The sequence below is a fragment of the uncultured Rikenella sp. genome, assembly GCF_947628055.1.
Classification (GTDB): Bacteria; Bacteroidota; Bacteroidia; order Bacteroidales; family Rikenellaceae; genus Rikenella.
Map to the genome: position 1 here is coordinate 1 of NZ_CANQYJ010000148.1, position 4,022 is coordinate 4,022.

Annotated in this window: 5 protein-coding genes; 3 read left to right on the top strand and 2 right to left on the bottom strand. The window is 56.3% G+C overall.

What is annotated here, in order from left to right:
- From Q0Z93_RS09780 to Q0Z93_RS09790, 3 genes are all read left to right on the top strand, one after another.
- Nucleotides 1–199 (top strand): hypothetical protein (locus tag Q0Z93_RS09780; protein WP_298065053.1); only part of this gene is annotated, 199 nt, incomplete at its 5' end.
- 225 nt (nt 200–424) lie between these two features.
- Entirely contained in the window at nt 425–1,492 is a 1,068-nt protein-coding gene (locus tag Q0Z93_RS09785; protein ID WP_298065055.1) for a DUF4831 family protein, read from the top strand.
- Nucleotides 1,493–2,219: 727 nt separating this feature from the next.
- Nucleotides 2,220–2,885 carry an HAD family phosphatase gene (locus Q0Z93_RS09790; RefSeq protein WP_298065056.1) on the top strand — a complete coding sequence of 222 codons (666 nt, stop codon included), beginning with the start codon at nt 2,220–2,222 and terminating at the stop codon, nt 2,883–2,885.
- 171 nt (nt 2,886–3,056) lie between these two features.
- On the opposite strand, the gene Q0Z93_RS09795 is transcribed toward Q0Z93_RS09790, so the two are convergent.
- Complete coding sequence (locus tag Q0Z93_RS09795; RefSeq protein WP_298065057.1) at nt 3,057–3,503, bottom strand: V-type ATP synthase subunit K; 447 nt, start codon at nt 3,501–3,503, stop codon at nt 3,057–3,059.
- A 254-nt stretch (nt 3,504–3,757) separates the two neighbouring features.
- Nucleotides 3,758–4,022: hypothetical protein (locus tag Q0Z93_RS09800; protein WP_298065059.1), on the bottom strand; the 265-nt coding region annotated here is incomplete at its 5' end.

Below are 4,022 nucleotides of genomic sequence, written 5' to 3' on the forward strand. Positions count from 1 at the left end.
GCTCGAATGGCCGAGGCGCCAGGAGGAAGGCGAAGCCAAACTTTCTGAGATGCTAACGCATCTCTTGAGCCTGCCGGATACCCTTGTCTTCGATTTGTCGGGGTGTGGGGAATCGGGCCGACCTCATAAGGTTTATCCCTTATCGGCCCGATTCCCGTACCCCGAACCCAATGCAAAGAAAGAGGACTGCGGAGCCTAAGGAGTAGCGCAGCTATCTGAAAGTTTCTTTGGTTCTTTCTTTTCAAAGAAAGAACAGTTCCATCCAGCACAGGGCAATATAAACCTACGGTTTTTTATCGCCTCGAGCCGGGTGTCGCTCGGCACACGAGCCGAAGAGTTCACACCGTTCGATACAGTCCCCGCTGATTCCGGCCCGTGTGAAAATTGTTGTAAAAATTGTACATTTGAAACAAATATTCGGACTATGAAAAAAACGACCTTTTATAAAGCGGCGTTCGCAGGAGCGGCCGCATGCTTGGCCGCAACGGTGCCGACACCGGTTTCGGCCCAGGTGAACGCATTTCCGCAGGGAATCGGCTCCCGGACTATCGAGGGATATACTTTGCCCCGGACAGTGGTGACCGTAACGCTGGCGGTCGAGCGAGAAGTGATCCTGCGGGGGCCGTATGCCAAGTTCGCTTCGCAGTACCTCGGCATTTCGGGGGCGGCGATGAGCGACAAGCAGAACTACCGGATCGTTGATGCCTCGTTGGGCTATTACGAAGAGCCGGATCCGTCGCAGACCTACCACCTGGATCAGCCGGTCGACGTGCAGAGCAAGGCTTTCCACTGGCTCTCGGCAGTACAGCCGCAGCGGCCCTTGCTGGCCGATGCGGAGTTCCAGGGAGCGGCGATCGGAAACAACAATCCGTTTACGGATGTGAGCCTCAATCCGTTGTACGGGACGACTGTGGAACGAAGCGGGCTGGCCGACAGCGGGAGCTTCGGCGAACTGCCGGTGAACCGCACTTCCACTGTGGAAAAAAGTACGGAACAGATGGCGGCCGATGCGGCCAATGCGATTTTCACCTTGCGCAAGCGGCGCTTCGATCTGGTGACGGGGGAGATGGGTGAAAATGTATTCGGTGCGGGCCTTTCTGCGGCGCTTGAGGAGATGGATCGGATCGAATCGGAATACCTCGCCCTGTTTATCGGCAAACGTTATACTCAGCGGATTGTGAAGACTTTCTCGGTACTGCCTCCGGCGAGCGGGACGACAATCGTATGCCGGTTTTCACCGACAAAAGGCGTGGTGCCGGAAACGGATCTTTCGGGCCGGCCTGTCGTGATCTCAATGACGGAGGAGACGGGAGCTTCCGAAAAAGGGTTGTCAGGCGGGAACGGCGGTTCGAGGAAAGGGGCGGTGAGCGTGCGCTACCGGATCCCGGCGGTGCAGATTGTCAAGCTGGTGGACGGCAATGAAGAGCTGGCGCGGGAACGTGTTCCGGTGTTCCAAATGGGGAAAGTCACTTCCGCCCCGGTGGTGTTTTAATCCGTACAATTTATTTTAGTCGTTGCGATCCTTTAGGATCGCTGCCTCCGCGGTGCATGCTCACCATAGTCCGCAAGCGGCGAGGAGGAACCGAGCTGCGTTCCGAGGGCAGAGACCACTTGTGGGCTATGCCGAGGTAGCACGAGGAAGCCGGAGGCAAAACAAGCGCAGCACAGTTAGCGAGAACCAGAAAACCGATACCGCAGCCGAGAGCCGTCGAGCTTGCTCGAATGGCCGAGGCGCCAAGAGGAAGGCGCAGTCAAACTTTTTGAGATGCTTGCGCATCTCTTGAGCCTGCCGGATACCCTTGGCTTCGATCCTCTTGGGCCGGGCAATAGACCGCTCTATTACTCCTTAGTTCGACCTCGCGCCCACCCCCGAGCGGCTTCGCCGCTGGGCGCGAAGGTCGGCGATCCAAAGGATCGCAATATTAAAGAGCAGTCTATTGCCCCGGCCCAAAGAAAACTCGATGCAAGAGGACTGCGGAGCCTAAGGATTCGGGTAATTACAGCCCGGAAAGCCCCTATGGGGCCTTTCTTTTCAAAGAAAGAACAGTCACTCACAGCACCGTGCTAATAAACCTACGGTTTTTACAAACTGCTTTCGCATGGGCCGGCGCCAGCGGGGCTTTGGGTAGAGGCGGCCAATAAAACAGCCAACGGCTGCGGTTCGAGTGCCGAGCGGTACCGGGTCTCCGCCGCCGAAACAAAAAACAATACAAAAAATTATGCTTCAAGCAGCTCTTTTCGATATGGACGGCGTGATCGTAGACAACCGCGATGCCCACCTGCACGCTTTCGTGAAATTCGCCGAACGGCACGGCATTCCAAACCTCGATCCGCAAACCCTGCTGCCCTATTTCGGCTCCACCAACGCCGTCATTATGAGCCATCTCTTCGGTCGGGACGACATTCCGGCGGAGAAAGTCGAACGCCTTTCGCAGGAAAAAGAGGAAATCTACCGCGAGCTTTACGATCCGGTGATGCAGCCGGCTCCGGGACTTTCTGAACTGTTGAAAGCTCTTCGGACAGCGGGCGTCAAGATCGCCGTAGGCAGTTCCGCACCGCGGGTCAACGTCGATTTCGTGCTCGACCGGTGCGGCATCGCCGGGTATTTCGACGCCGTCGCGTCCGGCTCCGAAATTTCGCGCAGCAAACCCGATCCGGAGGTTTACCTACTGGCGGCCCGAAAGCTCGGCACGGAACCGCAGGAGTGCGTCGTCTTTGAAGACGCTTTCGTCGGGATGGAAGCCGCCCGGCGAGCGGGCGCCAAAGTGGTGGCGATAGCTTCCACTTTCCCTGCGGAAATGATCCGCGGGAAAGGCGATTACGACCTGCTGACCGACAGTTTCCGCCATGTGACGATACCGGAACTGGAAAAATTATGGGAATAAGCCCGCTGACCTGCCACGTGTCGAATTACACCTCGTTCCGCAGGCCTTGCCGTTCCGTTGTCTTCGGATTTGTCCGTCGTCCGGCAGGCTGCAAAAACGTTCGGGCGGGTTCCATGAATATGGAACCCGCCCGAAGCCGTCTCTATACGACGATCCGTCCGAAAACAAGCCTTAGATCGCCTGGCTGATGAAGAATACGGCAGCCACCCCCAGAATCGCGTAAAGTTCCGGGAAAGCCAACAGGATCAGCGAGTTACCGAATACGTCATGTCCATTACCGATCGCGGTAATGGCATTGGCTGCCACCTGTCCCTGCCGCAGCGAGCTCCAGAGGCTCACCAGTCCCAGCGCCAATCCCCCGCCGACAATCGCCGCAGCCTGTGCCATCGTAATTTCCGGGGTCAGGAACCCCTTGAGCAAGAAGTATCCCAAGAAGCCGTAAAGCCCCTGCGTCGAAGGCATCGCGCAGAGAATCATATAACTCCCGAACGCTCCTTTGTTCTTTTTCATCGCTCCCACGGCGGCGTTCCCGCTGATGGTGGTGCCGTAGCAACTCCCGACTCCCGAAAAGACAAGCATGATCGCGATTCCGAGATAAGCAAACAAGATTGGTTCCATAGTCTTTTTCTGTTTTTTGGTTTTTATTTTTATTTGTCGTTGTTTCTTTTCTTTATCGGCCTGTGGGAGGCCATTGCCTTACGTAAATTCGGGAGCTGCTCGAATGTGCAAAGCGGACGGTTCGCAGCCTCTCCCACCAAAACTCGGTGCCGCTGGGCATTCCGACCGGGCTGTAGCTATTATCTTCTTTTGACCGGATCCAGCGGAACTGTATTGAGCAGAGCGAACTTTTCGGCTCGAATACTGAGCTGTAACTACCCGAAATATTCTCCGCGGAGTGCGGCCCGAATGTTTCGGAAATATTCTCTTTGCCCGCGCGCGGGCGGAAATCCGGTTCCCCGATCTCCCTCTGTCAGGCCGGAGGTGCCGCTCGGCACTCGAACCGGGTTGGAACTATCCAAAATATTCTCCGCCGGCTCCGGCTTTGGGGAACCGAAATTCGCAATTATTCTTTGTTCCGCGCGCCGGGAAAATCGTTCGTTTTCAACTCTCGTTGAAATCGTCGATTTTCCTTTTTCG